The sequence below is a fragment of the Bradyrhizobium macuxiense genome, from assembly GCF_007993935.1.
GTDB lineage: Bacteria > Pseudomonadota > Alphaproteobacteria > Rhizobiales > Xanthobacteraceae > Bradyrhizobium > Bradyrhizobium macuxiense_A.
This window is the reverse complement of the sequence record NZ_VITY01000006.1, coordinates 249463-270343: the sequence shown is the minus strand read 5'-3', so window position 1 is coordinate 270343 and position 20881 is coordinate 249463. Positions and strand designations below refer to the sequence as shown.

Here is a 20881-nt window from a genome sequence, read left to right as displayed (position 1 = left end):
AGGCTACGCCGCGTGCACCGAGTGCTGCGGATCGTGATCGAGCAGGGCGGTGATCTCGCCGGCCGACATCGGCCGGCCGATCAGATAGCCCTGGACCTCGTCGCAACTGGTCTGGCGCAGATATTCGAGCTGGTCGGCGGTCTCGACGCCTTCGGCGACGACGCCGATCTGCAGGTCCTGCGCGAGGCCGATCACCGATTTGACGATCGCGGCGCAATCCGGCTGGGTCAGCATGTCCCGGATGAAGGATTGATCGATCTTGATGCGGCTGAACGGCAGCTTGCGCAAATAGGTCAGTGACGAGAAGCCGGTGCCGAAATCGTCGAGCGCGACCGTCAGACCGAGCTCGAGCAGCCCGTTCAGGATCGCGGGCGCCGATCCGTATTTCGAGATCAGCATCGACTCGGTGATCTCGATCTCGAGCCGGTTCGGCGCGACGTTCGCCTCGGCAAGCGCCTCGACGATGGTCTGCAGGATGCCGACGTTCTGGAACTGGACCGCGGAGAAATTCACCGCGATCCTGATGTCGTCAGGCCAGCGCGACAGCATCGCGCAGGCGTGACGGATCACCCACTCGCCGAGCTGGTGGATCAGTCCGCTCTCCTCGGCGATCGGAATGAACACGCTCGGCGGGATCAGGCCACGCTCCGGATGCTGCCAGCGCAACAGCGCCTCGAAGCCGGTGATGCGGCCTTTGCGGATGTCGAGGAACGGCTGGTAGACGAGAAACAGCTGGTTCTCCTCGATCGCCTGTTCCAGATCGCGCTGCAATGCGCGGCGGTCGCGCGCCGATTGGTCGTCGCTCGCCTCGAAGAAGCAGATCGTGCCGGGGCCGGACTTCTTCGCGCGGTAGAGCGCGATGTCGACATGCTTGAGCAGATCGTGCGATGTGTTGCCGTCGCGCGGCGCGAGCACGATGCCGATGCTGATCGCGCTTGATATCTCGAATCCGTCGATCGGGAACGGATCGGCGAAGGCCGCGACGAACCGTTCGGCGATCGCGAGCACGTCCTCGGGCCGGGTCAGATTGGACATGATCAGCGCGAACTCGTCGCCGCCGATCCGCGCGACATGCTCGGCCGCGCGCGTGCAGCGCTGCAACCGGGCAGCAACCTGCACCAGGAATTCGTCGCCTGCCGGACGGCCGAACCTGTCATTGACCTCCTTGAAGCGATCGAGATCGAGCAGCAGCACGGCGAATTCCTCGCCCGAGCGCGACAGCCGGTTCAGCGCGCCGTTGAGCGCCTCGTTGAAGGCGACGCGGTTCGGCAGATGCGTCAGCGGATCCTGCCGCACCGTCCGCTCGGCCTCATGCTGGGCGATGATCCGCCGGCGGAACTCGAACGCATTGACGAAGACGCCGCGCAGCAGCACGGAGCCGTAGACCAGCACGAGGACCGCCGTCAGGAGATAGATGAAGTCGCCGTCGCGGCCGAGGCAGATCGCGGTGCCGACGAAGATCGGCGCGGTGAACGCGATCGCGGCGATCGGGATGGTGGAGAAGGCGAAGGCGCCGCCGGCCAGCATGCCGGCGCAAAGGCACGTGATCACCAATTGGGCGCCGCTCGATGCGTTCGCGAAGAAGGCGACGGGGACGACGCCCCAGGCGGCGCCGAGCGCCAGCGCATTGCGCACCAGCCGGTACATGGTTCGGCGCGAGACGAATTGCGGCTTGGCGATGCGGCGCGAGGCGCGCGCCTGCAGGCCGAAGAACAGTGCCGCGCTGCTCACGGCGGCCGCCCATACCAGCGCAAAGATCCAATCGGGCGATTGCCACAACGCAGCCGCGAGCACCAGCGCGTTGCAGGCGTTGGCCAGCATGATGCCGAAGGAATAGCCGAGCACGAGCGAGACCTGCTCGGCGCGGATGTGGCCGGCTAGCGCTTCATCCGTCGGTGGTGCGCCGAAGGCCGCGAGGTCACCCGCGAACAGGGCCGCGAAATATGATCTGAGATAGGTACGCATCTCACTACGTTGCCTGCGCGTCACGACGTCGCTTGCGCGGTTGGCCATGGCGCAGCGCCGAAGAATTCTCTGCAAACCTTTGACAAACTATGAACTATTGACACAGACCGTGCCACGGTCGGCTCACGTTTCGGTTCCACCGGCGGGCATTGCTAACAAATCGATACAAATGCGTGACGTGATGTCACGGACCGGCAGAGATTGCCCGCCACGCTGCTTGATCGCCCGCCGGTTTTTCGCAATGAGTTGGGTTCCCGCGAACGGCCAAAACCAGAAGGTGCACATGAGCTTGCCGGCCACGAACCACGATCCCGGGTTTCGTATCACGCGGGCGAGCCACGTCGTCCTGACCGTCCGCGACCTCGCGGCGAGCCGGCAGTTTTACGAAAAGGTGATCGGGCTGATCCTGACCGCGGAGCAGGGCGACACGCTCTACTTCCGCGGTGTCGAGGAGGCCTGTCATCACAGCCTTGTGTTGCGCAAGGGCGAGGGCGCAGTCTGCGCACGGCTTGGCCTGCGGGTGTTCAGGGACGATGACCTCGACCGGCTCAAGGCTTTCCTCGAAGCAAATAGATGCAAGGCAGCTTGGGCCGAGGTGCCGCACCAGGGCCGCACCCTGCAGGCGACCGATCCGGCCGGCACGCCGCTGGAGTTCTGCGCGATCATGCCGGTCGAGCCGCGCATGATCACCAAATTCACCCGCCATGCCGGCGGCTCGGCACTGCGGCTCGATCACTATCAGGTGTTGACGCCCGACGTGCGCAAGGCGTGCGAGTTCTACACCGCGGCCGGCTTCCGGCTCAGCGAATATATCGCGCCGGCCGGCACCTTCGATCTGCGCGGCGTGTTCCTGCAGCGCAAGGGCAATCCGCACGACATAGTGTTCTTCAACGGCGCCGGACCGCGGCTGCATCATTTCGCGTTCCTCGCGCCCGAGATTCATCATTTGCTGAACGCCTGCGATCTCGCCGGCGAGCTCGGCTATGGTGCGGCCGTCGAACGCGGCCCGGGGCGGCACGGGCCGGGACACGCGATGTATGTCTATATGCGCGATCCCGACGGGCATCGCGTCGAACTGTTCAACACGCATTACCAGATCATGGACATCGAGAACGAACCGATCGGCTGGGATCCGTCCGACCACAAAATCTCGTTTCCATGGGGCTTGCCGGCGCGGCAGGCCTGGTTCGAGGAGGCGACGCCGTTTGCCGATGTTCCGATCCGCGAGCCGCAGCTGAAGCCGAAGCCGCTGACGCTCGAGAGCTACCTCGCGAAGTAGCATGTCGATGTCAGTCGCGAACCCCCGGCATGATGCGATCTATGATGCGGCCATCGTCGGCCTCGGGCCGGTCGGTGCCATCTTCGCCAATCTGCTGGCGAAAGCCGGCTTGCGGGTCGCCGTCGTCGAGCGCGTCGCCGACATCTACGACAAGCCGCGCGCGATCACGCTCGATCACGAGGCGCTGCGCGTGCTGCAGGCGATCGGGCTCGGCGATTTCATGGAGCAGGCGATCGCCCCGCATAACGGCTCGCATTATCTCGGCGTCGACGGCGAGATCATCAAGATCTTCGACCCGATGCCGCCGCCGTTTCCGCTCGGCTGGATTCCGAACGTCACCTTCGTGCAGCCCGACCTCGAGCAGGCGCTGCGCGACAAGCTCGCCGAATATCCGCATGCCGACGTTTTCCTTGCGACCGCCGGCGTCGCGCTCGAGCAGGGCGACGGCGCGGTGACGCTGACCGCGCGTTGCGAGCGAGGTGAGGAGTTCCTGATTCGCGCGCGCTATCTGGTCGGCTGCGACGGCGCCAACAGCTTTGTCCGCAAGCAGCTCGGCATCGGCCTCGACGACCTTGCCTTCGATGAATGGTGGATGGTGGTGGATACGCTGACCAGCGATCCCGCCAAGCGGCCGGCCAGGAGTTTTCAGTATTGCTGGCCGTCGCGACCCGGCACCTTCGTGCCGGGCCCGCGCAATCTGCGGCGCTGGGAGATCAAGCTGCTGCCGGGCGAGGATCCCGAGGCGGCCGGCGCACCCGACAATGTCGTGCGATTGCTGCAGGGCTTCACTGACATCTCCGATCTCACGATCTGGCGCTCGGCGGTCTACCGCTTCCACGCGCTGCTCGGCCAGCGTTGGCGCGACCGCCGCGTGCTGCTGATGGGCGATGCCGTGCATCAGACGCCGCCGTTCCTCGGGCAGGGGCTGTGCGCCGGCATCCGCGATGCCGTGAACCTGGCCTGGAAGCTAAGGCTGGTGCTGCGCGGCGACGCCGCCGAGGCGCTGCTCGACAGCTACGAGGTCGAGCGCAAGCCGCATGTCCGCGCTGTCGTCGCCAGCGCCAAGGAGTTCGGCAAGATCATCGGCGAACTTGATCCGGTGGCGGCGGCCGAACGCGACCTGCGGCTGCGCGCCGACCTGAAGGCCGGCAAGGCCGAAACCATCAGGCAGAAATTCATCCCCGATCTCGTCTCCGGTCTGATCGCGCGCGATGCTGTGCTCGCCGGGCTGCTGTTCGTGCAGCCGCATGTGCGTGCGCCTAATGGGCGGACATGCCGGCTCGACGATTTGCTGCAAGGGGAATTTGCGATCGTGACGGCGGCGGCCGAGCCGATGACGTGGCTGTCGGAGGCATTTCGTGCCGCCTGGCAGCATCTCGCCGGCGAGCGCGTCGTCATCACCACTTCAGGCGAAAGTGGCGATGCCGACGGTATCCTGACCGTGGTCGAGCGCGACGAGCTGTTCGCGGGATGGATGCAGCAATACGGCGCGTCGGCCGTCATTGTACGGCCCGACCGTTATGTATTCGGCGCCGCCGAGAACGCCGACGAGCTCAATATGCTTGTCGGGCAACTGCTCCAGAACCTCAGCGCATAGCACTAGAGCGTTTTCGAGCGAAGTGGACACCGGTTCGCGTGAAGAAAACGCGTCAAGACAAAAAGCGACAGCTCCGTTCCGATCAAATCGGAATGGAGCTCTAGCCTTTTCAAGGCAGCGCTTTGTCTGTACCACCGGAACAAAGAAATTCCGGGGGAAACCAGTGAACAATAACAATGATGCGGCCGAGTATGATTACGTCATCGTCGGTGCCGGCTCCGCCGGCTGCGTGCTCGCCAATCGCCTGAGCGCCGACGGCAAGCATTCGGTGCTGCTGCTCGAGGCCGGGCCGAAGGACACCAACATCTGGATCCATGTCCCGCTCGGCTACGGCAAGCTGTTCAAGGAAAAATCCGTCAACTGGATGTACCAGACCGAGCCCGAGCCTGGTCTGAACGGGCGGCAGGTGTTCCAGCCGCGTGGCAAGGTGCTCGGCGGCTCCAGCTCGATCAACGGCCTGCTCTATGTGCGCGGCCAGCACGAGGACTACGACCGCTGGCGGCAGCGCGGCAATGCCGGCTGGGGCTATGACGACGTGCTGCCCTATTTCAGGAAGGCGGAGGATCAGCAGCGCGGCGGCGACAAGTATCACGGCGCGGGCGGTCCGCTGCCGGTGTCGGACTGGCGCCATCACGATCCGCTCTCGGAAGCCTTCGTGCATGCCGCGGCTGAGGTCGGCATTCCGACCAATCCGGATTTCAACGGCGCGACCCAGGAGGGCGCGGGCTTCTTCCAGACCACGACGCGGCGGGGCCGCCGCGCGTCGACGGCGCGGTCCTATCTGCGGCCGGCGTTGACGCGCGGCAATCTGCGCGTCGAGACCTCGGCGCTGGCGCAGCGCATCCTGTTCGACGCCAAGCGCGCGAACGGTGTTGCGTATAAGCAGGACGGGCAATTGCGCACGGCCAAGGCGCGCAAGGAGGTGCTGGTCTCGAGCGGCGCGTACAACTCGCCGCAACTGCTGCAGCTCTCCGGCGTCGGCCCTGCCGATCTGTTGAAGCAGCATGGCATCGAGATCGTGCTCGATGCGCCCGGCGTCGGCAACGATTTGCAGGATCACATGCAGGTTCGCATCGTCACGCGCTGTGCGCAGACCGTGACGCTGAACGACGTCGTCAACAATCCGGTGCGCCGCGTCATGGCCGGCCTGCGCTATGCGGCGCTGCGCAAGGGGCCGCTGACGATCGCGGCCGGCACCTCGGGTGCGTTCTTCAAGACCAGCCCGCGGCTGGCGTCGCCCGACATCCAGATCCACTTCCTGCCATTCTCGACCGACAAAATGGGCGAGAAGCTGCACCCGTTCTCGGGCTTCACAGCGTCGGTCTGCCAGCTGCGCCCGGAGAGCCGCGGCTCGCTGAAGATCAAAAGCGCGGATGCGAGCGTGCCGCCGGAAATCCGCATCAATTACCTGGCGACCGAAACCGATCGCCGCGCCTTCATCGACGGCATCCGCATCCTGCGCAAGATCCTGGCCGCGCCGGCGCTGAAATCATACTCGGTCGACGAAGTCGATCCCGGCGCCAAGGTGGTCAGCGACGACGATCTGCTCGATTTCTGCCGCCGCACCGGCAGCACGGTCTATCATCCGACCTCGACCTGCCGGATGGGCAACGATCCGCTCGCGGTGGTCGACAACAGGCTCAAGGTGCGCGGCATCGAGGGACTGCGGGTGGTCGATGCCTCGGTTATGCCGGACCTGATGTCGGGCAACACCAACGCGCCGACGATCATGATCGCGGAGAAGGCGTCCGACATGATTTTGGAGGATGCGCGGTAACGCGGCAGTAGCGAACCCGTCATCCTGAGGAGCCGCGAAGCGGCGTCTCGAAGGATGCACGGTCCCGCTCTTGCGGCTCGGAGAGACTCGGGCCGTCGACCCTTCGAGACGCGCGCAAGAGCGCGCTCCTCAGGGTGACGGCGACGGAGTCGGCTACGTGGCCTCACCCCTTATACGCGCGTACCCGTGCGACCATCTGCTCGACATGGGCGATCGGCGTCTCCTGCAGGATGCCGTGGCCGAGGTTGAAGATCAGCGGCCCTGCGCCGAAATTCTCCAGCACATCGTCCACCGCACGATCGAGCGTGGCGCCGCCGGCGATCAGGGCCAGCGGATCGAGATTGCCCTGCACGGGGACGCGGCTCTGCACCCGTTCGCGGATCATCGACGGCTCGGCTGCCCAGTCGATCGAGACGGCATCGACGCCGGTTTGCTCGACATAGGCCGGCAGCATGCCCGCCGCGCCGCGCGGAAAGCCGATAATCCTGGCGCCGGGGACCTGCTTGCGCACGCCGGCAACGATGCGTTTCGTCGGCTCGATCGACCAGCGGGCGAACTCGCGCGGCGGCAGCACGCCGGCCCAGGTGTCGAAGATCTGCAGGCAATCGGCACCGGCCTTGAGCTGGCCGACGAGGTAGTGGATCGAGTTCTCGACCAGGACGTCGATGATCCTGGCGAACGCATCCGGATGCCGGTAGGCGAGCATCCGCGCCGGTGCCTGGTCCGGCGTGCCCTGTCCGGCCACCATGTAGGTCGCAACCGTCCACGGCGCGCCGCAGAAGCCGATCAGCGCGATCTCGGGCGCAAGCTCGCGGCGGACGCGGCGCAGGGCTTCAAAGACCGGCTCGAGCTGGTCGAAATTGGCCTGCGTCGCCAGCGTTGCGATCTCGCCGGGCGTCGCCAGCGGATCGAGCCGGGGTCCTTCGCCGGCCTCGAAACGTACCGAACGGCCGAGCGCATAGGGGATCACCAGGATGTCGGAGAAGATGATCGCGGCGTCGAAGTTGAACCTGCGGATCGGCTGCAGCGTGATCTCGGTGGCGAATTCGGGCGTGAAGCAGAGATCGAGGAAGCCGCCGGCCTTGGCGCGCAGCTCGCGATATTCCGGCAGATAGCGGCCGGCCTGCCGCATCATCCAGAGCGGCGGCGTGGCCTGCCGGTGGCCCGACAGGAGGTCGATGAGCGGCTTCTTGGTGGGATCCTGGGGCACGCGAAAGTTCCTGATCTCGGTCAAAATTTGGCCCCTGATACACGCTGCGGCGCAGCGGGCCAAGGCGGTTCTGGAACCCCTGTTTGCGTGGGCGCGTTGCCCCCGGAGAAGGGAGGGACGACATGGCCGACAAATTCGATCCTGCAGCGCATGACAAGCATGCCGAGAAGCCGCACGAGGCCAAGGCCGCCGAGCGCAAGGCGCGCTCCCGGCTGAAGGAGGGTCTGGAGGATACCTTCCCGGCGTCCGATCCGGTCAGCGCCACGCAGCCGGCGCCGTCGAAGCACGACGGCAATCGCGACAATTAGCTGGTATATCCCAGCGATTGCTAACCACGACGCGAAATCAGCTCAATCATATTGGAACGAACCGCCGCGTCGTGGCGGTTCGACGCGGGCCGCGCAATCGCCGTGATGCCGCATCATGTGAGCGTCGCGATCAACTAGATCGGGCCGGCTTCGGGACGCAGCATCCGGTCGAATTCGAAGCTCACGCCGAGCCGGCGCTCCAGGCGCCAGGCCAGAATGCAGTGCCGCCGGATCGGTTCGCTCTCGATCTCGAGGTCGAACGCGAACGGGAGTGTGGCGTCGCTGTCCACCGCAAGTCCCGCCCCTCCGGTCGAGATGTTGAGTACGAGACATCCGAGGCTGGTGTTGCGGAAGAAGATCAAGCCGCGCTTCATCAAGGCCGTTCGCTGGCTGTCGATCTTGTACCTTCTTATTGTTGTACTCACCGCCGTCTCCTACCCCGGTGTGATGCCCGGTCGCGATCGTGCTCTAGTTCACCAGCACGGCGCCGTCGCAGCGAATGCCCAGCACCCAGACGTCGACCTGGCCGAGCCCGATGCCGAGGGCCGAGAGCAGGGACGCCAGCACTTGATCGATCGGGCTCGTCACGCCGTTCAGGATGCTCATGACGAGCGCGCCCAATCCCGGGATCGGAATGCCCGCGATGTTGAGCGTGAGGTCACCGAGCAGGCTTGATGTCAGCGAGGTGAGGAAGTTGGTCGTCGTTACGGTCTTCTTCGTCCCTGCCTGGATGTCGCTGTAGCTGAAATTGACGTTGGTCGGCGTGGTGTTGCCCATGCCGACATGGGCGAGGCCCGTGATCGGGATCCCCAGCACGGTGACCAGCGTCGCCGGCGGCGGATTGGGCTTGGTCGCGAAGTTGGTCATGTCGGCGACCGTGACGTTGCCGATCCAGGCATCCACGATGCCCGGCGTCACGCCGACGGTGACCTGCGAGGTGTTGATGTTCGGATGGCCGCAGGACACCGCATTAAGCGTCGCGGTCCCTGAGGCGACCTCGACATAGACAGGCAGATTGATCGACGCGATGCTGCCGGAGCCGAGAACATTGACCGTCGCCAGGATCCTGGTCTGCGCGGTGTGCACGCTCACGCCCTGGGTGCCCATCGCGATCCAGCTCGAGCCGACCGGCCGCTCGCCGATCGTCGCGATCACCGACACGTTGGCGATGCCGGGCAGGCCGAGATTGACGGAGCTTGCGATCTGATGGCTGCCGTTGGCGATCTGCGCCACCGTGTTGACGAGGTCGAACACAGAGACGCTGGCGCCGACCTTCGGTTTCTGCCCTACCGTGAGGTTCGCGAAGGGCCCGAGGTCGATCAGGGTACCCGGCGAAACCTTGGTCGAGGAGCCGGTGACGGCCTGGGAGATTGTCGACAGCGCGGTGGTCGCGGCGCCCGCGCCATTGGTGATCTGCTGGGTGGTCAGCGCAGCCGCCATCAAATCGCCGACCTTGACGTTGCTGCTCAAGAGGTCGCTATAGGTGACGCCGGTCAGGTTGATCCGGGTTGCCAGCGCCGACAGGAAGTCCAGCGCGTCGATCTTGGCGCTGATCAGCGAATTGTAGTCCATCACCGAGAGCGACAGCGTGGTGCCGAGCATCGAGCCGAGCAGCGCGTTGATCACGCCGCCGTTGACCGAGAGCAGCCGCGAGCCGATCGCGAATGTCGCCATTTCGGTCGATGTCGCGGTGGCGGTCGTCGTGATGTTGAAGCTGCTCGCGCCGGTGATGTAGCGCGCGAAGTAGAGCGGGGTCTGGGTCGTCAGCGTGACGCGCGCGGCGTTCGGAAGTCCGGCCGCCGGGGTCACGAAACGGGCCTGTGGCGCGATGGCGCTGCTTGCGGTGTAGGTCCCGGTCTCGACCTTGACCAGCGCACTGGCCGGATAGTTGTTCTGCGTCACCGTCGCGGAGGCGGCATTGACCGGATTGCTCAGATTGGCGGCGGCGACGATCGCAGCGAGGTCGGCGGTGCTCTGGGTCTTGCGCCGATCGGCGAAGATCGTGCCGAGATCGATGGCAAGCCCGGCGCACCCGATCACGAGCGTCATCAGGCCGGCGCTGATCATCGCGAAGTTTCCCCGCTCGTCGGCGCCGAAGCGCCGCATCAGCGTGAGGATGCCGCTCATCCTAGAACCCCCCATACTGAATCGCAGCGGAGCGGACGATGGTGCTCGCAGGCGCCGGCACGAAAGGCAGCTTGTAGATGAAGTTGCCGGCCGCGTTGTAGTTGAGCGTCACGATGTAGACGTTCGCGTTCGATGCCGACGGCGCGGCATTGACGGTGAGATTGCCGGGAACGAGCAGTGGATAGGTCGATACGTTGGCGGTGACGTAACTGGTTGCGAGGCTGTTGCGTTCAGTGTCGGTCATTCCGGCGATCGACGACCGCGCCGCTTCGGCGGCGAGTTGCTGAACGCCATGCACCATCGCAAGGTACGAACCGAATACGATGATGCCGAAAATGAAGGCGAGGAACAGCGGCAGCATCAGCGCAAATTCGACAGCAGAAGCGCCGCTTCGACAGCGAAATAACCTGGTCATGACAACACCTCGAAACGCAATCTACGAGGCCACGTTGCGAGGCTTTGATTAAGGAAAACTATGAAAACGCTTTCGCGAATCAGGGACGTCAATTCAGACTTATCGGGTCAGTGAAGCGTTATGGGGCGATCAGAATTTTTGATGCGATATCCGCAAAAACCCGGGGTGTGATGCTGCAGAGGTATTGCGGCGTGCGGAGGCACAGTTGTCGGATACCGCGGTATGGATAGCAATGCACGTAACAATACATATAGGCTGCATTATCAGTGCCTTGGCGGCAATTGCAGCTAAACGAAAGTGCAACCAAATGTTAGTATAGCTAAATCACATACTTTAGAGATCGGAATTGCGTCCCGTGCTGAGATTGGAGGGCTCGCGATGCACAGACCACGTCAGCATTTGAATATTCCTACTGAAATCGTTCGTACCGTCGTTGCAATAGCGGAGACAGGCAGCCTGTCGAAAGCCGGGGAGCGTCTCGGCCTCAGTCAGCCGGCGATCAGTTCGCAGGTCAAACGACTGCAGAGCCTGATCGGTGGCGCGCTCTTCGTCAGAACGGCAAACGGCACCACGACCACCGAGCTCGGCAAGGTTGCCGTGCAGCAGGCACGGCGCATCCTCGAAGCGAACGATCAACTGCTTCGGCTCGGCGGCAATCATGAAGGACCGCAGCCGTTGCGGCTGGGCATGAGCACGATGCTCGCCGAGGAATTCCTCAAGCTGCATCCCGCCGACGCGCTCGCCGACGTATTGGTTCACGCCGACATGTCGCCGATCGTGATCAGGGGATTGATCGATGGCTACATCGACATCGCCTTCGTCTACAGCAATCCCTCGCTTGAGAACGAAGACGAGGTGACGATCGCCGCCGAGGCCGACGAGCGCTCGGTGTGGGTGCGATCACGCGATTTTGTCCTGCGGCCGGGTGCTCCGATCCCGATCCTGGCATGGCCGGGTGACGACTGGATGATCCGGACGCTCACCAAGCACAACATCTCATACAAGATCGTGTTCAGGAGCCCGAACCACCAGCTGCGACTGGAGGCCGCACGGGCCGGATACGGCCTGACGGCGTGCCCCGAGCGGATGATCCCGTCCTCGCTGATTTCGGCGAAGGACTATTATCTTCCGGAGCTTCCGGTTCAGAAGCGCCTGCTGTGCGTTCGCCCGGGCCTCGAGGGCAGCCGCGCGACGGCAATGGTGCAGCGGTTGTCCAGCCTGTTCTTCAGCGGCGCCAAGCCGATGCGTCAGGCGAGCAACATGTAGTCCGGTGTCGCCGCGTTGCGGCGGCGCCGATCAGTAGTGCGGTGGGCGTTCGTTGGCGGGGCTCGGCGCCTGGCGTTCGGCCTCCTGAAGCCGGTCGCGCAGCTCGGCGAGCTGGCGCGTCAACGCGTCGATCTGCTTCCATTGCGCCGTGATGGTCTGGTTGAGCGTCTCGATGGCTTCGTCCTGATAGGTCAGGCGGACCTCCAGCGCATCGATCCGTTCGCTCAGTCTTGCCACATCATTCATGCGTGCCGTCCTCGCGTCCACGCTCGCGCAGCTCGTGGCCGAGCGCGACACGCTCGTCGAACACAAAACAGTCGCCGCACCAGCGGCTGTCCTGTTGCGGCGTTTCCTCGAGATATCTGAGGATGCCGCCCTTGAGGTGATAGACTTCGGCGAAGCCCTGCGCGAGCAGATAGGCGCTCGCCTTCTCGCAGCGGATGCCGCCGGTGCAGAACATTGCGATCCGGCGGTGCTTTTCGGGATCGAGGTGCCGCGCGGCAAATTCCTTGAATTGTCCAAAGCTCGCGATCCTGGGATCGACCGCGCCTTCGAAGCTGCCCATCGCGACTTCGAAAGCGTTGCGGGTGTCGAGCACCATGATGTCGGGCGAGGCGATCAGTTCGTTCCAGTCGGCGGCGTCGACATAGGTGCCGACCTGCCGCGTCGGATCGACCGTGGTATCGCCGAGCGTCACGATCTCTTTCTTCAGCCGCACCTTGAGCCGCTGGAACGGCATCCGCGCGGCCTCGGAGAATTTCAGCTCGAGATTGTCGAGCCGGCCGCCGAACAGCGGCCCGTGCCTGAGTTCGGCGACGAAGCCATCGATCGCTTCGTCGCTGCCGGCGATGGTGCCGTTGATGCCCTCATGCGCGAGCAGCACGCTGCCCTTGAGATCGAGCCCCGCGCAGAGCGCGCGCAGCGGCTCGCGCAACGCGCGGAAGTCGGGTAGCGCGGCGAACTGGTAGAAGGCGGCGACCTTGAGCGGCATGGCCTGCGGTTTATCAGGCCGGCCAGGTCGGCGTAACCCCGCAAAGCCATGCATTACCGGGATAATCCCTCTGGCATGCCAGGCATTGCTCAGCCGGGGATGAATGTGCCATGTACTTTCCATCCCCTTGCTATCCCTTTGGCACCCATCCGCCGCAGCAGCATCAGCCCATCACGATCAAGCGAGCTCTCCGTTATGAGGAATTTCCACTTCGCCGGCCGTTCCACGGTCCACGCCCAGAACGCGATGGTTGCCACATCGCATCCGCAGGCGGCGCTGGTGGCCATCGAGGTGATGCGCGAGGGCGGCACGGCCGCCGATGCTGCGGTCGCGGCCTGCGCGCTGCTCGGCGTCATCGAACCGCAATCGACCGGCATCGGCGGCGACTGCTTTGCGCTGATCCAGCCGAGGGGCGAGGGCAAGATCACGGCCTACAATGGCAGCGGCCGGGCGCCGATGGCGGCGACCGCCGAGTGGTATCTCGAACGCAAGATCCATTCGGTGCCGCTGACCTCGGCGCATGCCGTCAGCATTCCCGGCGCCATCGATGCCTGGGACCTGATCCTCAGGGATCACGGCAAGTTCGGCTTCGACCGGCTGCTGCAGCCCGCGATCAAGGCCGCCGAAGAAGGCTATGTCGTCGCTCCGCGCATCGCCTTCGACTGGAAGAACGGCTTCGAGAAGCTGAAGAACGGCACCAACACCGAGCGCTATCTGTTGCCGCACGGCAAGCCTGCGGTCGCCGGCGACGTGATCCGTCAGCCCGAGCTCGGCAAGACGCTGCGCGCCATCGCGCAGAAGGGCCGCGACGCCTTCTATAGCGGCGAGATCGCCGCCGACATGGTCGACACGCTGCGCGGCATCGGCGGCCTGCATACGCTCGAGGACTTTGCGGCGCATTCGACCGAGGCGACTTCGCCGATCGGCACGATGTACAAGGGCTACGACGTCTGGCAGTGCCCGCCGAACGGCCCGGGCATCACCATGCTGGTGATGCTCAACATCCTGTCGCGCTTCGACCTGACCAAGTTCAAGCCGCTCAGCATCGAGCGCTTCCACCTCGAGGCGGAGGCCGCGCGCATCGCCTATATGATGCGCGAGCAGTATATCGCCGATCCCCAGCACGCCCATGTCGATGTCGCCGGCATCCTTTCGAAGGAATTCGCCGACGAGCACATCAAGAACATCCGGATGGACCGGCTGCTCGAACTGCCGAACGTCGCACCGCCGATGAATCCGTCGACCGTCTACATCACGGTGGTCGACAAGGATCGCAACGTCTGCTCCTTCATCAACTCGATCGCGCATTCGTTCGGCTCGGCGATCGTCTCCAACAAGACCGGTGTCCTGCTGCAGAACCGCGCCGGCGGCTTCCGTATCCAGCCCGGTCATCCGAACTGCATCGCACCGGGCAAGCGCCCGCTGCACACCATCATCCCGGCGCTGGCCACCAGGAACGGCCGTGCGGTGATGCCGTATGGCGTGATGGGCGGGCAGTATCAGCCGGTCGGCCAGACCCATGTGCTGACCAACATGCTCGACTATGGCTGTGACATTCAGGAAGCGATCGACATGCCGCGCGGCCTGCATTACGAGGGCGTCTATCAGCTCGAGGACAGCGTGCCGGCGGAGATCGTCGAAGGTCTGAAGAAGATCGGCCACAAGACCACCAGCGTGGTCGCGCCGCTCGGCGGCGGCCAGGGCATCTGGATCGATTGGGAGAAGGGCACGCTGACCGGCGGCTCCGATCCGCGCAAGGACGGTTGCGCGCTCGGCTACTGATCGCGATCAATATCAATCAAGGAAGGACGTCCCGGATGCAATCTTCACGACGCACGATCATCAGGACTGCGTTCGCCGGCCTTGCGGCGGCAGTCTCCACGTCCGTTGCCGGCGGTCCGGCAACGGCCCAAACCGCAGGAAAGCCCATGACCACAGCTTCAGGCCTCCAGATCATCGACAGCAAGGTCGGCACCGGCGCCTCGCCGAAGCCCGGCCAGACCTGCGTCATGCACTACACCGGCTGGCTCTACGAGAACGGCCAGAAGGGCAAGAAATTCGACTCCTCGGTCGATCGCAATGAGCCGTTCGAGTTTCCGATCGGCCAGGGCCACGTGATCAAGGGCTGGGACGAGGGCGTCGCCACCATGAAGGTCGGTGGCAAGCGCACGCTGATCATCCCGCCGAACCTCGGCTACGGCGCGCGCGGCGCCGGCGGCGTGATCCCGCCGAACGCCACGCTGATGTTCGATGTCGAACTGCTGGGCGTGAAATAGGCGGCACCCGGCAAAGGGGAGGCGCAGCGATGAAGATCTCGATCCTCGACGATTATTTCGACACGCTGCGCACCCTCGATTGTTTCCGCAAGCTCGACGGCCACGACGTCACGATCTGGAACGATCATGTCCAGGATGTCGACGCGCTCGCGGAACGGCTGCGCGACACCGACGCGCTGGTCCTGATCCGCGAACGCACTCAGATCCGCACGCCGCTGCTCGAACGGCTGCCGAAGCTGAAGCTGATCAGCCAGCGCAGCGTCTATCCGCATATCGACATCGACGCCTGCACGCGGCTCGGCATCATCGTGTCGTCGAGCCAGCATGCGGATACGCCGTCTTACGCCACCGCCGAGTTCACCTGGGGCCTGATCCTCGCCGCGATGCGCGCGATCCCGCAACAGATGGCGGCGCTGAAGGCCGGCAAATGGCAGATCGGCGTCGGCCATACGTTGCGCGGCAAGACGCTCGGCATCTACGGCTACGGCCGCATCGGCGCGGTGGTCGCGGGCTACGGCAGGGCGTTCGGCATGAACGTGCTGGTGTGGGCGCGCGAGGGCGCGCTGGCGAAGGCCCGTGCCGACGGCTACGAGACCGCGGCCAGCAAGGCCGATTTCTTTGCCCGCTGCGACGTGCTGTCGTTGCATATGCGGCTGGTCGACGCCACGCGCGGCATCGTCAAGGCGGAAGACCTGGCGCGGATGAAAGACACCGCGCTGATCGTCAATACCAGCCGCGCGCCGCTGATCGAGCCGGGCGCGCTGGCCGATGCGCTGCGCGCCGGCCGGCCCGGCATGGCCGCAATCGACGTCTACGAGAAGGAGCCGCTGCGCGACACTTCGGATCCGCTGCTCAACATGGACAATGTGGTCTGCACGCCGCATCTCGGTTACGTCTCGCGCGACGAATACGAGATCCAGTTCACCGACATCTTCGATCAGATCGTGGCCTATGCCGCCGGTGCGCCGACCAATGTGGTCAATCCGGATGTGCTCGCACATCCGGATGTGTTGACACATCCGCGCCCGCGCGGCTGACGAGCGTCGCTGATGCTCACACGGCCGGCCTGAAGGGGTGGCCGTCTCGTCTATCGTTCAGCGAGGCCAGTGGGCCGCTGTGGTCGCTCTCTTGAGCGCATTTCTGACGATCCGCTTGGCGCCGCCAAGCGCCTTCTGCCCCTTGCCCTTGGCTTGCTGGATCGCGCCTCGGCCCTGCATCGCCGGAGAACCGGTAGCCTTGCCAATGCGTCGCCTGAGCCTGCCGATCGCCTCGTTGGCCCTGCCCCTGATCTTGTCGGTCGTGCTGGTCATGAAATACTCCTTCGGAATACGCTGACGCAACGCGCTGGGACATCGCGATGTTCCGATTGGCAATGTTCCGATTTTGCGCTCGCCTGCGCGCGCGCTTTTCGGTAGCGTTCCAGGCACGAAACTCGACCAACGAAAGCAAGAACGATGAGCGGTTCCCACGATCACACCCATTCTCATGACCACGGTCATCACCATCACGACGACGAGCGCTGGAAGCATGACGGCGTCCGCGTGATTCCGGGCAACCAGCTCGATCCGAACGTCCCGTCGACCGCCGGCATGGACCGCAAGGCCGCGATCAATTTCGCCCGCGTCGGCGCGCAGAAATTGTGGGCGGGCACCGTCAGCATCAAGCCGGACGCCAAGACCGGCGCGCATCATCACGGTCATCTCGAAAGCATCATCTATGTCGTGAAGGGCAAGGCGCGGATGCGCTGGGGCGAGAAGCTGCAGTTCACCGCCGAAGCCGGTCCCGGCGACTTCATCTTCGTGCCGCCATATGTGCCGCATCAGGAGATCAATGCCAGTCCCGACGAGGTGCTGGAATGCGTGCTGGTGCGCTCCGACGGCGAGGCGGTCGCGATCAATCTCGATATCGAGCCGGTCGAGAAGCCGGAGAACGTGCTGTGGGTCGATCCGGTACACCGGCATCCCGACGAGAAGAAGTGACGACGCGGCCAGGCCGCGTTGAAAGAACAACAAACAGGGAGGCCAGCATGACGCTCGTTCGCTACGAGAGTGCGGATCACGTCGCCACCATCACGATGGCTCGCAGCGAAAAGCACAATGCGCTGAACAATGCGCTGTGCAGCGAGTTGCGCGATGCATGGTTGCGCTTCCGCGACAGCGACGATCGCGTCGCGGTGCTGGCTTCCTCGGAGGAGAAGTATTTTTCGGTCGGCGCCGATGTGGCCGACCTTCCGGTCAATATGTGGCACGCGGTCCCCGGTCTGGGCGTTGAGCTGGACAAGCCGGTCGTTGCGGCAACGTCTGGCTGGGTCGTGGGCGGGGCCTTCGTGCTGGTCCAGATGGCCGATTTGTGCGTGGCGTCGGAGACGACGCGTTTCATTTATCCCGAGGGCAAGATCGGAACCACGGCGGGCGGCGTCTCCTCGGTGATGGCGCGGATGCCGCACAAGATCGCGATGGAGTTTTTGCTGGTCGGCGAGGAGATGTCGGCGGAGCGCGCCTGGCAGATCGGTTTCGTCAACAAGGTCGTGCCAAAGGGACAACATATCGCGATGGCACAGGAGATGGCCGCGAAGATCGCCGGCAACGCGCCGCTGGTGGTCCGCGCGCTGAAGAAGCTCGCCCGTGAAGCCATGCCGAAGGGGCCGCTGGAGACGGTCGCCGACGTGCGGCGGCTGCTCGATGAAGTCAGGGACAGCGACGATCTCAAGGAAGGCGTCAAGGCCTTCGGCGAGAAGCGGAAGCCGAGATTTACGGGACGGTGAACCTCCGGCTGCTCGTCATTGCGGGCGAAGCGAAGCAATCCATCTTTCCGCGCATGCGGATGAATGGATTGCTTCGTCGCTTCAGCGCAAAATTGCTTTGCAATTTTGTCGCGAGCTCCTCGCAATGACGGGGCTGGAGCGTCACACAAACACCCGGTGATCGATCACCCCGTTCGGCACCACGTAGCCGTAGCGCGTGTGCGACGGCTCGGGGCCGGCCTTCTCATACTGCGCTTTCATCATCGCGAAGCGGTCGCCCTTGATGTCGCGCATCGCGCGCTTCGGCTGGATGTTGTAGAGCCGCGCATTGTTGTCGCCGAAGATCGCGGTCTTCACCGGCCCGTCGGCGGGCCCAAGCGGCGCGTAGCCGAACTTCTTCTGCATCATTTCGGGGATCTCGAGCCGCCGCAGCCCCTCGATCTGCCATTGCGGCGCGCCGGTCCACAGCGCGTCGGTGCCCCAGCAGACGTGGTCGACGCCGAGCCCCTTGATCAGCGTGCCCATCAGCGCGGCGCAGACGTTGGGCTCGGCGACCAGCGTGGTCGCGAACAGCTGCCCGACATCGCCATAGACATTGTTGACGCCATACTGCGCCGGGATGTCGGCGAGGTCTGATGTCCAGGCGATGCGGCCGGTGCGCTCGAACTCGGCGAGCGCGACCTTCGGATCGCCACCGACATGGCGATAGGCCGAGTGGTAGATGATGAAATTGAGCTGCGGCCAGTCCTTGGCGGCCCGGCCGACATCGGCGACGTCGGCGAAGCCGCGCAGGTTCGGATATTGCTTCTCGATCCCGGGCGGGAACAGTCCCTTGTGGACGCAGACATTCTTGATGCCCGCCTTCACCATCTTCTCATAGCCCTTGTAGGCGACCTTCTCGTCGTCCAGCCGCCAGGGGTAGCGGCTGATCTCCTTGTGGGTGTTGTCGCCGATCGTGTAGCCCTTGCAGGATTCCGGCTTTAGCGCCAGCGCAGCGTCCAGCTTGTCGAGCCAGTCGGGCTGGCCGGGCGTGAAGATCGCGTGACAGAACACGCGGCGCGAGCCGGCCTCGTCGTTCATCTTCTTGCGCGCGTCGGCCATCTGCTCGTTGGTCAGGAACCAGTCCTGCTCGATGTCCGAGGGCGCCGAGGAGATTAGCGCGATCTTGGTGTCGGAATCGAGAAACATCTCCTTCTTGTAGTTGTTGAACTTCAGATCCTCGATGGTCTGCTCGTGATCGTTGAGCTCCTTATTCCAGCCGGCCTTGCCGACCGCCTTGCGCATTTCCACAAAGCCCATGATGCGGGTGTCGTCGCGCAGGAAATGCGTGTGCATGTCCATGATGAACTGATCTTTCAACCCGTTGGCGCGCTCTTGCGCCATCGCGGGCGTTGCGGCTTCCGCCGGCGTCACGTCGAACAACTCCCCGTAGACCTGGTTCATCGCGACAAAGGAAGCGGCCATGCCGGCCGCGGTCTGGAAAAACCTGCGGCGATCGAGGCCCTGCTTGCCGCCGAGATCGTCGGCCATCGCCAGCAGCCGCGCCTCGACCTCGCGCTGCCGTTCGTTCTGCGGGTCGGGATAGAACTCGTCGCTGGAGACGATCTGGGTCGGGATCGGCGTCTGGTGCTGGCACAGTTCGGAGGGCATCAAGGCGGCAAGTTCGTCGTCGGTGAGGTTGCTGCTCATTCTTCGCTCCCGCTTCTCGCCGGATTTTTCCGGTCGGACCGCGGCGGAGACTAGGACCAAGTCCGTCCGTCGTCCGCGCAGAATGCCGGCATGCGCGTTCACAAAATCGTGCAACGGATCGATAAACGCGAGACGCCCGCGTCGCGCAACCGGACACGCGCGCTGTTATGCTCCGGTGCACCGGATCAGATGAAGAAATCCGGAAGGGAGCGAGCTATGACGCATTCGGACCATTCGCGGCGCACCATCATCAAGGGCATCGGCGTTGCAACAGCCGCCGGAGTGCTCGGCGCAGCGCCTGCGCAGGCTGCGACGGCTGTTCCGGCCGAAGGAGAAATATGGAGCAACGAATACTGGGCGAAGAAGGGTGACATTCCCTTGTGGATGTTCCGCAAGCGGATCGGCGCGCCGAAGCCGGGCGAGCCGGCGCGGCCCGTGGCGTTCTTCGTCCACGGCTCGTCCGTGACATCGCGGGTGTTCGATCTCTCCGTGCCGGGCAAGGGCGAGTACTCGCTGCTCAATGTGTTTGCGCGTTATGGCTTCGATTGCTGGACCATGGATCACGAGAACTACGGCAAGTCCGGACGCACGTCGGGCAATGCGGATATCGCCAGCGGCGTCGAGGACCTCAAGGCCGCGGTCGAGGTGATCGCGCGCGAGACCGGCGAGAGGCGATATCACTTCATCGGCGAATCCTCCGGCGCGCTGCGGGCCGGCGCCTTCGCGATGGCGGCGCCCGAGCGGATCGGCCGGCTGGTGTTCGCCGCCTTCACGTACAAGGGCGAGGGCTCGCCGACACTGGCAAAGCGCGCCGAGCAGCTTGCCTATTACCGCAGCCACAACATGCGCAAGCGCGACCGCGACATGATCCGCTCGATTGCGACCCGCGACCGGCCCGGCACGTCGGACCCCGCCGTGATCGAGGTGCTGGCCGATGTCGAGATGCAGTTCGGCGACCAGATCCCGACCGGCACCTATCTCGACATGACCGCCAATTTGCCGGTGGTGCATCCGGAGAAGGTGCTGGCGCCGGTGCTGCTGGTTCGCGGCGAGTATGACGGGATCGCGGCCGTCCCTGATCTCGAGGAGTTCTTCAACAAGCTGCCGAATGGCGACCGCCAGTTCATCATCCTGCCCGGCACCGCCCATTCGGTGGCGCTCGCCACCAATCGTGAGCTGTTCTGGCATGTGACACGGGCATTTTTGACCATGCCGACGCCGATCGTGACCTGAGGCCG

Annotated in this window: 21 protein-coding genes; 11 read left to right on the top strand and 10 right to left on the bottom strand. The window is 64.4% G+C overall.

Annotation, left to right across the window (positions count from 1 at the left end):
* Positions 1-3: 3 nt before the first annotated feature.
* Together FBZ93_RS18230 and FBZ93_RS40650 are read right to left on the bottom strand one after the other, a co-directional pair.
* Complete coding sequence (locus tag FBZ93_RS18230; protein ID WP_146987452.1) at positions 4-1965, bottom strand: putative bifunctional diguanylate cyclase/phosphodiesterase; 1962 nt, start codon at positions 1963-1965, stop codon at positions 4-6.
* Positions 1966-2088: 123 nt separating this feature from the next.
* Positions 2089-2265: a hypothetical protein gene (locus FBZ93_RS40650; RefSeq protein ID WP_167529078.1), complete on the bottom strand. Its 177-nt coding sequence runs from the start codon at positions 2263-2265 to the stop codon at positions 2089-2091.
* Between FBZ93_RS40650 and FBZ93_RS18225 the strand changes: the two genes are divergently transcribed.
* From FBZ93_RS18225 to FBZ93_RS18215, 3 genes are all read left to right on the top strand, one after another.
* A complete protein-coding gene (locus FBZ93_RS18225; RefSeq protein ID WP_246667541.1) occupies positions 2249-3244 on the top strand; it encodes a VOC family protein in 996 nt (331 codons plus the stop codon). The genes FBZ93_RS40650 and FBZ93_RS18225 overlap by 17 nt on opposite strands.
* A 7-nt stretch (positions 3245-3251) precedes the next feature.
* A complete protein-coding gene (locus FBZ93_RS18220; protein WP_146987259.1) occupies positions 3252-4841 on the top strand; it encodes a bifunctional 3-(3-hydroxy-phenyl)propionate/3-hydroxycinnamic acid hydroxylase in 1590 nt (529 codons plus the stop codon).
* Positions 4842-5004: 163 nt separating this feature from the next.
* Complete coding sequence (locus FBZ93_RS18215) at positions 5005-6618, top strand: GMC family oxidoreductase (RefSeq protein ID WP_146987258.1); 1614 nt, start codon at positions 5005-5007, stop codon at positions 6616-6618.
* Positions 6619-6781: 163 nt separating this feature from the next.
* On the opposite strand, the gene hemE is transcribed toward FBZ93_RS18215, so the two are convergent.
* Positions 6782-7828 carry a uroporphyrinogen decarboxylase gene (gene hemE / locus FBZ93_RS18210; protein WP_146987257.1) on the bottom strand — a complete coding sequence of 349 codons (1047 nt, stop codon included), beginning with the start codon at positions 7826-7828 and terminating at the stop codon, positions 6782-6784.
* Between the two features lie 122 nt (positions 7829-7950).
* Here hemE and FBZ93_RS18205 point away from each other — a divergent pair, with 122 nt between their 5' ends.
* Positions 7951-8136: a hypothetical protein gene (locus FBZ93_RS18205; RefSeq protein WP_146987256.1), complete on the top strand. Its 186-nt coding sequence runs from the start codon at positions 7951-7953 to the stop codon at positions 8134-8136.
* 134 nt (positions 8137-8270) lie between these two features.
* Here FBZ93_RS18205 and FBZ93_RS18200 read toward each other — a convergent pair whose 3' ends face one another.
* The 3 genes from FBZ93_RS18200 to FBZ93_RS18190 are packed head-to-tail and all read right to left on the bottom strand — an operon-like array spanning position 8271 to position 10678.
* A complete protein-coding gene (locus FBZ93_RS18200; protein ID WP_246667540.1) occupies positions 8271-8561 on the bottom strand; it encodes a hypothetical protein in 291 nt (96 codons plus the stop codon).
* A gap of 43 nt (positions 8562-8604) precedes the next feature.
* Positions 8605-10263, bottom strand: coding sequence for a TadG family pilus assembly protein (locus FBZ93_RS18195; protein ID WP_146987255.1), 1659 nt, complete (start codon positions 10261-10263; stop codon positions 8605-8607).
* A 1-nt stretch (position 10264) separates the two neighbouring features.
* A complete protein-coding gene (locus FBZ93_RS18190) occupies positions 10265-10678 on the bottom strand; it encodes a TadE/TadG family type IV pilus assembly protein (RefSeq protein ID WP_146987254.1) in 414 nt (137 codons plus the stop codon).
* Positions 10679-11056: 378 nt separating this feature from the next.
* Here FBZ93_RS18190 and FBZ93_RS18185 point away from each other — a divergent pair, with 378 nt between their 5' ends.
* Positions 11057-11944: a LysR family transcriptional regulator gene (locus FBZ93_RS18185; RefSeq protein WP_246667539.1), complete on the top strand. Its 888-nt coding sequence runs from the start codon at positions 11057-11059 to the stop codon at positions 11942-11944.
* 30 nt (positions 11945-11974) lie between these two features.
* On the opposite strand, the gene FBZ93_RS18180 is transcribed toward FBZ93_RS18185, so the two are convergent.
* A complete protein-coding gene (locus FBZ93_RS18180) occupies positions 11975-12190 on the bottom strand; it encodes a SlyX family protein (RefSeq protein ID WP_146987253.1) in 216 nt (71 codons plus the stop codon).
* A complete protein-coding gene (locus FBZ93_RS18175; RefSeq protein WP_146987252.1) occupies positions 12183-12935 on the bottom strand; it encodes a rhodanese-related sulfurtransferase in 753 nt (250 codons plus the stop codon). The genes FBZ93_RS18180 and FBZ93_RS18175 overlap by 8 nt, the downstream gene beginning before the upstream one ends.
* Before the next feature lie 195 nt (positions 12936-13130).
* Here FBZ93_RS18175 and ggt point away from each other — a divergent pair, with 195 nt between their 5' ends.
* The 3 genes from ggt to FBZ93_RS18160 are packed head-to-tail and all read left to right on the top strand — an operon-like array spanning position 13131 to position 16248.
* Positions 13131-14717 (top strand): gamma-glutamyltransferase, encoded by a 1587-nt coding sequence (gene ggt / locus FBZ93_RS18170; protein WP_146987251.1) that lies wholly within the window; start codon positions 13131-13133, stop codon positions 14715-14717.
* A 35-nt stretch (positions 14718-14752) separates the two neighbouring features.
* Positions 14753-15211, top strand: coding sequence for an FKBP-type peptidyl-prolyl cis-trans isomerase (locus tag FBZ93_RS18165; protein WP_074127875.1), 459 nt, complete (start codon positions 14753-14755; stop codon positions 15209-15211).
* 29 nt (positions 15212-15240) lie between these two features.
* Entirely contained in the window at positions 15241-16248 is a 1008-nt protein-coding gene (locus FBZ93_RS18160; protein WP_146987250.1) for a D-2-hydroxyacid dehydrogenase family protein, read from the top strand.
* A gap of 57 nt (positions 16249-16305) precedes the next feature.
* Here the strand turns inward: FBZ93_RS18160 and FBZ93_RS18155 are convergent, their stop codons facing one another.
* The gene (locus FBZ93_RS18155) at positions 16306-16521 is read right to left on the bottom strand and encodes a CsbD family protein (RefSeq protein WP_146987249.1); all 216 of its coding nucleotides are present in this window, start codon (positions 16519-16521) and stop codon (positions 16306-16308) included.
* Between the two features lie 144 nt (positions 16522-16665).
* Here FBZ93_RS18155 and FBZ93_RS18150 point away from each other — a divergent pair, with 144 nt between their 5' ends.
* Positions 16666-17190 carry a cupin domain-containing protein gene (locus FBZ93_RS18150; protein WP_050424019.1) on the top strand — a complete coding sequence of 175 codons (525 nt, stop codon included), beginning with the start codon at positions 16666-16668 and terminating at the stop codon, positions 17188-17190.
* A 47-nt stretch (positions 17191-17237) separates the two neighbouring features.
* Positions 17238-17975: an enoyl-CoA hydratase/isomerase family protein gene (locus tag FBZ93_RS18145; RefSeq protein WP_146987248.1), complete on the top strand. Its 738-nt coding sequence runs from the start codon at positions 17238-17240 to the stop codon at positions 17973-17975.
* A gap of 141 nt (positions 17976-18116) precedes the next feature.
* Here FBZ93_RS18145 and FBZ93_RS18140 read toward each other — a convergent pair whose 3' ends face one another.
* Positions 18117-19643, bottom strand: a complete 1527-nt coding sequence (locus FBZ93_RS18140) for an amidohydrolase family protein (protein WP_146987247.1) — start codon at positions 19641-19643, stop codon at positions 18117-18119.
* A gap of 216 nt (positions 19644-19859) precedes the next feature.
* On the opposite strand from FBZ93_RS18140, the gene FBZ93_RS18135 reads away from it, so the two are divergent.
* Positions 19860-20876: an alpha/beta hydrolase gene (locus tag FBZ93_RS18135; protein ID WP_146987246.1), complete on the top strand. Its 1017-nt coding sequence runs from the start codon at positions 19860-19862 to the stop codon at positions 20874-20876.
* Positions 20877-20881 lie beyond the last annotated feature (5 nt).

Coding starts and splice junctions, on each gene's coding strand:
- FBZ93_RS18220 (WP_146987259.1), top strand. CDS start 3,252: ATGTCAGTCGCGAACCCCCGGCATGATGCGATCTATGATGCGGCCATC.
- FBZ93_RS18180 (WP_146987253.1), bottom strand. CDS start 12,190: ATGAATGATGTGGCAAGACTGAGCGAACGGATCGATGCGCTGGAGGTC.
- FBZ93_RS18225 (WP_246667541.1), top strand. CDS start 2,249: ATGAGCTTGCCGGCCACGAACCACGATCCCGGGTTTCGTATCACGCGG.
- FBZ93_RS18205 (WP_146987256.1), top strand. CDS start 7,951: ATGGCCGACAAATTCGATCCTGCAGCGCATGACAAGCATGCCGAGAAG.
- FBZ93_RS18190 (WP_146987254.1), bottom strand. CDS start 10,678: ATGACCAGGTTATTTCGCTGTCGAAGCGGCGCTTCTGCTGTCGAATTT.
- FBZ93_RS18145 (WP_146987248.1), top strand. CDS start 17,238: ATGACGCTCGTTCGCTACGAGAGTGCGGATCACGTCGCCACCATCACG.
- FBZ93_RS18165 (WP_074127875.1), top strand. CDS start 14,753: ATGCAATCTTCACGACGCACGATCATCAGGACTGCGTTCGCCGGCCTT.
- FBZ93_RS18150 (WP_050424019.1), top strand. CDS start 16,666: ATGAGCGGTTCCCACGATCACACCCATTCTCATGACCACGGTCATCAC.
- FBZ93_RS18195 (WP_146987255.1), bottom strand. CDS start 10,263: ATGAGCGGCATCCTCACGCTGATGCGGCGCTTCGGCGCCGACGAGCGG.
- ggt (WP_146987251.1), top strand. CDS start 13,131: ATGAGGAATTTCCACTTCGCCGGCCGTTCCACGGTCCACGCCCAGAAC.
- FBZ93_RS18175 (WP_146987252.1), bottom strand. CDS start 12,935: ATGCCGCTCAAGGTCGCCGCCTTCTACCAGTTCGCCGCGCTACCCGAC.
- FBZ93_RS18140 (WP_146987247.1), bottom strand. CDS start 19,643: ATGAGCAGCAACCTCACCGACGACGAACTTGCCGCCTTGATGCCCTCC.
- FBZ93_RS18160 (WP_146987250.1), top strand. CDS start 15,241: ATGAAGATCTCGATCCTCGACGATTATTTCGACACGCTGCGCACCCTC.
- FBZ93_RS18185 (WP_246667539.1), top strand. CDS start 11,057: ATGCACAGACCACGTCAGCATTTGAATATTCCTACTGAAATCGTTCGT.
- FBZ93_RS18230 (WP_146987452.1), bottom strand. CDS start 1,965: ATGCGTACCTATCTCAGATCATATTTCGCGGCCCTGTTCGCGGGTGAC.
- FBZ93_RS18155 (WP_146987249.1), bottom strand. CDS start 16,521: ATGACCAGCACGACCGACAAGATCAGGGGCAGGGCCAACGAGGCGATC.
- FBZ93_RS18135 (WP_146987246.1), top strand. CDS start 19,860: ATGACGCATTCGGACCATTCGCGGCGCACCATCATCAAGGGCATCGGC.